3 protein-coding genes are annotated in these 4,397 nt (G+C 33.3%); 2 read left to right on the top strand and 1 reads right to left on the bottom strand.

What is annotated here, in order from left to right; genetic code table 11:
* Positions 1-181 precede the first annotated feature (181 nt).
* A protein-coding gene (prfB, locus tag OZD64_RS02455; RefSeq protein WP_274999235.1) for a peptide chain release factor 2 occupies positions 182-1,286 on the bottom strand; the annotation gives its coding sequence in 2 pieces (ribosomal slippage) (positions 182-1,210 and positions 1,212-1,286; 1,104 coding nt in all).
* Between the two features lie 153 nt (positions 1,287-1,439).
* Here prfB and mgtE point away from each other — a divergent pair.
* The gene (gene mgtE, locus OZD64_RS02450; protein WP_006280192.1) at positions 1,440-2,810 is read left to right on the top strand and encodes a magnesium transporter; all 1,371 of its coding nucleotides are present in this window, start codon (positions 1,440-1,442) and stop codon (positions 2,808-2,810) included.
* 245 nt (positions 2,811-3,055) lie between these two features.
* Positions 3,056-4,384, top strand: coding sequence for an IS4-like element ISWen1 family transposase (locus OZD64_RS02445; RefSeq protein WP_274999201.1), 1,329 nt, complete (start codon positions 3,056-3,058; stop codon positions 4,382-4,384).
* Positions 4,385-4,397: the final 13 nt, after the last annotated feature.

Raw genomic sequence — 4,397 nt, 5'->3', positions numbered from 1 at the left:
AACTATTGCATTCCAGAACAATTTGATGCATCATTCTTTTTGTAAAAAACATTCCACACTTTCTCTCCACTTTTTCTGGGTAAGGTCACTTTTCCACTGATCATATTTAATCGCCATAACTTTACTCCTACTTTAACAATATTTTAATTATCATATATTATGGCAAGAAAGTCAACCCTACCTAATTTTGCTTAGTAAGCACACTAACTATGAAACAATCTATATTACCATCAAAAACAGAATTTATATTGCCCACTTCATGTCCGGTTCTTAAATCCTTCACCATTTGATATGGATGCATAACGTACGATCTGATCTGATTGCCCCAGCCTATATCGCATTTTTTACCATATTCTTCAGCCATTTTCTGTTCTTTTTTTTCCAGTTCAATTTGGTATAAACGTCCTTTAAGTAATTTTAACGCCTCATCTTTATTTCTGTGTTGAGAACGACCATTTTGGCATTGAACTACAACACCAGTTGGAATATGCGTAATGCGTACCGCACTTTCAGTCTTGTTCACATGCTGACCGCCTGCTCCGGAAGCACGATAGGTGTCGATCTTTAGATCCTTTTCATCCACAGCAATATCAATTGAATCTTCTATCACTGGAGTTACTCCTACACTTGCAAAACTGGTATGACGTTTACCATTTGCATCAAATGGCGATATTCTAACCAGCCTGTGAATTCCACTTTCACTTTTTACCCACCCATAAGCTTTTTCTCCAACGATTTTTATCATTGCAGACTTTATACCAACTGACTCTCCTTCTAATTTTTCTACAACTTCAACTTTAAAGTTGTGATAAATTTCTGCCCACCTTATATACATGCGCATCAGCATTTCAGCCCAATCATTGCTCTCGGTTCCGCCAGCTCCTGAGTGGATTTCTAAAAAGCAGTTATTATTATCTGCTTCACCAGTAAATAAGGACTCTGTTTCTTTATACTTGATTAATTTCTCTAGCTTAGCTAATTCATTTTCAACTTCAGAGAAAAATTCTTCATCATTTTCATCAATAGCAGACTTCATTAAGCTGATGGCATCGTTGTAATCGCTTTCCAGCTTTAAAAACGACTCTACGTCATTCTTAATTTTAGAACGTTCTTTTAAAACTTCTTGTGCTTTTTGGTTATCTTGCCATAGGTCATCATTCGACGCTTGGGAGTCAAGCTCTTCAAGACGCAACTTTAATTTTTCTATGTCAAAGACACCTCCTGATAAGAGAAATACTTTTATTTAAGCTTTGAAAGTGTTCAAGAATTTCTGGATAAGTTTTCATTATACTTTAGATTTTAATATATTTACTATCAATAACAATAACAGTAAACAAAATAGAAATTTAACCATATGATAGTTAATTTAAATAATTTCATTATACTTTAATGTTTAAGGAAATCAAGCGCGTATATTTATTAAAAAACAAGGCAAAGTAATGAATATTGAAATAAGTTCCCATTATGGTTTAGACAAAAAGGCTATTGATGACTTAATAGAGTCACTTGATAACGAGGAGCTAGAGAATGTTCGTAATATTGTAAAAACGATAGACAGTGTTCAGTTAGCTTATTTTTTATCTACTTCGATCAGTGATCACAGGGAGAAATTAGTTAATATCCTCGATCAACATTTGTTAAGTGATGCCCTAGTGCATGTAGTGCCAGATTTACAAATAGAGATCATAGAAACATTGGGAATAGAAAATACAGCAAAGTTACTAATGCTCCTTGATGTAGAAGATATAGTAACCATAGTGAAAGATTTAGATAGAAAGTCTGTAGAAAATATACTTTACTATTTGCCCAGCAAAACTCAGAAATCGGTAGAGGAGTTGCTATCATATCCAGAAGAAAGTGCAGGAAGGTTAATACATAAAGATATGGTTATAGCTCCATATTATTGGACAATAAATCAACTGACAGAATTTGTGTGCAACTATAAAAAAATACCAGAAAAATTTCACCAGATATTCATTATCAACTCAAAATTAGAGCCTATAGGCAGTGTTAATTTAAATAAGGTAATATCTCACTCAGGAGACACAATAATAAAAGAGATAATGGATCATGACATAAAAATCATTAAAACTGGAATAGACCAAGAGGAAGTAGCAAGAATATTTAAAGATTACTCTCTATTATCGGCTCCGGTAGTAAATAAGAATGGTAAAATTATTGGTGTGATCTTAATTGAAGATGTGATAAAAGTTGTTCAACAAGAAACAGAAGAGGATGTACTCAAAATAAGCGGTGTATCTTCTAAAGCCGATATAAATGCCCCTATACATAAAACTATAATTAAAAGGCTACCTTGGTTACTGTTTAACCTCTTAGCTGCAACAATGTGTTCCATAGTAGTTGGCTTTTTCGATGATGTAATAAAAAGTTTTATAGTGCTGCCAATAATCATGCCGATAATTGCATCAATGAGCGGAAATGCAGGATCCCAAACAGTAACGCTAACCATCCGGGCAATCGCAACAAAATATCTAACTGAGCAAAATGCAAAAAGAATACTGATGAAAGAATTTTTAATAGGTCTTATAAACGGGGTGATCTTATCTACTATTTCATTAGTAGTGTTAGCAATAAGGTTTCACAACTTCAAAGTGGAGATGATTTTTGTGGTCTCCATGATTATGATGTCAATTATTGCAACGTTCATCGGAACTTTCATTCCTATAATGCTTCATCGCTTAAAGTCTGACCCTGCCGTTTCTTCTTCAATCCTAACATCGGCAACAACTGATATTCTCTCAGCTTTTATATTTCTTGGTTTAGCTACGATCTTTTTATTAAATAGCTAATACTATCTATAGCTATACCGCCGCGAACCGTCATGCCGCGATTCATTCGCGGTATCTCTTAGCATAGATCCCGCTAACAAGTAGCGGGATGACGAGAAAGGGGCTACTTGGATGACATTCTTCTTGGTGTGCCCAAATCACAATGTTCGTACATCCATACGCGTCAAGTTAAGGAAATAAAGGTATGAAAGAGATAGAATAATAAGGTATAAGTTCTCCCAGAAATACTTTTAGTGAGAGAACCAATGAATAAAATAACTAGCTTATCAAAAAAGCTCAAAGAATTTTTTAATGAAAAAGCAGACAAAATCTCAATTACAACAAGGTTTATAAAAAGAAAGAGAAAGCTAAAAGGTTCATCGTTCGTAAAAGCCATGGTCTTGGGTAATATAGGGGTTGATAATTGTAGCGTAGAAACAATGTGTCAATTACTAAACGAGGACTCGATAGATATAACAAAACAAGGTTTGGATTTTAGATTTACTGAAGAAGCAGTGGAATTTATGAAAAGGATGTATAATGAATCTGTGCTTCTCTTCAAAAATATCTTGCAAGTTGATTGCAAAATCTTACAGCAATTTAATAGTGTTAAATTATTGGACAGTAGCTATATTACTCTACCTAACAGTATGGAAGAGATGTATAAAGGTTATGGTACTAGCTACAGTGGCTATGAAAGCAATACTAAGTCTGGAATAAAGTTACAATTAGTTTTCGACTACATGAATCAGATAATAGACCAACTTAATTTAACGGAGGGAGTAAGATCAGACCAGGGATATAGGAAACATTTAAGTAATATATTAAGCAATGATTTGCTAATATCTGATCTCGGTTATTTTGTGCCAAGTTCTTTTAAACAAATCAATGAAATAGGAGCTTATTTCATAAGTCGTTATAAATCCGATACCAACATATATGATGTAGAAACAAATCAAAAAATGGAGTTATTAGAATGTTTAGAGGATAAGTTATTTTTAGAAAACGAGGTATTGTTAGGAAAAGAAGCAAAAATTAGAGTAAGAATTATATGTCAGAAACTAACTGAAGAACAGTCTATGGCCAGAAGAAGGAAAGCTAATAGATTAGCAAGATCGCAGGGATATACATCCTCTAAAAGAAATCAAAAATTGTTGAACTGGTCAATATTTATAACTAATGTTCCAGAAAATAAAATTAGTGCTGAGCAAGTATTAACGATTTACAGAGTAAGGTGGCAAATTGAGTTATTATTTAAATTGTATAAAAGCCATATCAGACTTGATAAGCTAAAAGGAAAGCCATGCAGAGTATTATGTGAACTATATGCTAAATTGTGCGCAATTCTTATATTTCACGGCATAGTTGGTTGCACAGAAGTGAAAAAGAATACAGAACTTAGCTTAACAAAGGCATTTATTGAGCTAAAAAAGCGGGTTATAGAGTTATTTTTAGCACTAAAGAATAAAGTTAATAGTTTGAAAGTTTTTCTTAAAAAGCTTACCATAACTTGGTCTCGATTTTCATTAAAAGACAAGTACAGAAAAACTAGAGTATCTACCTTAACTTCCCTGAATTTACTTACAATCTCTTAACTTGACGCGTATG

The sequence above is a fragment of the Wolbachia endosymbiont of Drosophila tristis genome, assembly GCF_028981745.1.
GTDB classification, from domain to species: domain Bacteria; phylum Pseudomonadota; class Alphaproteobacteria; order Rickettsiales; family Anaplasmataceae; genus Wolbachia; species Wolbachia pipientis.
Note: the sequence above shows the minus strand (reverse complement) of the source record. Positions and strands in the feature narration are given on the sequence as shown.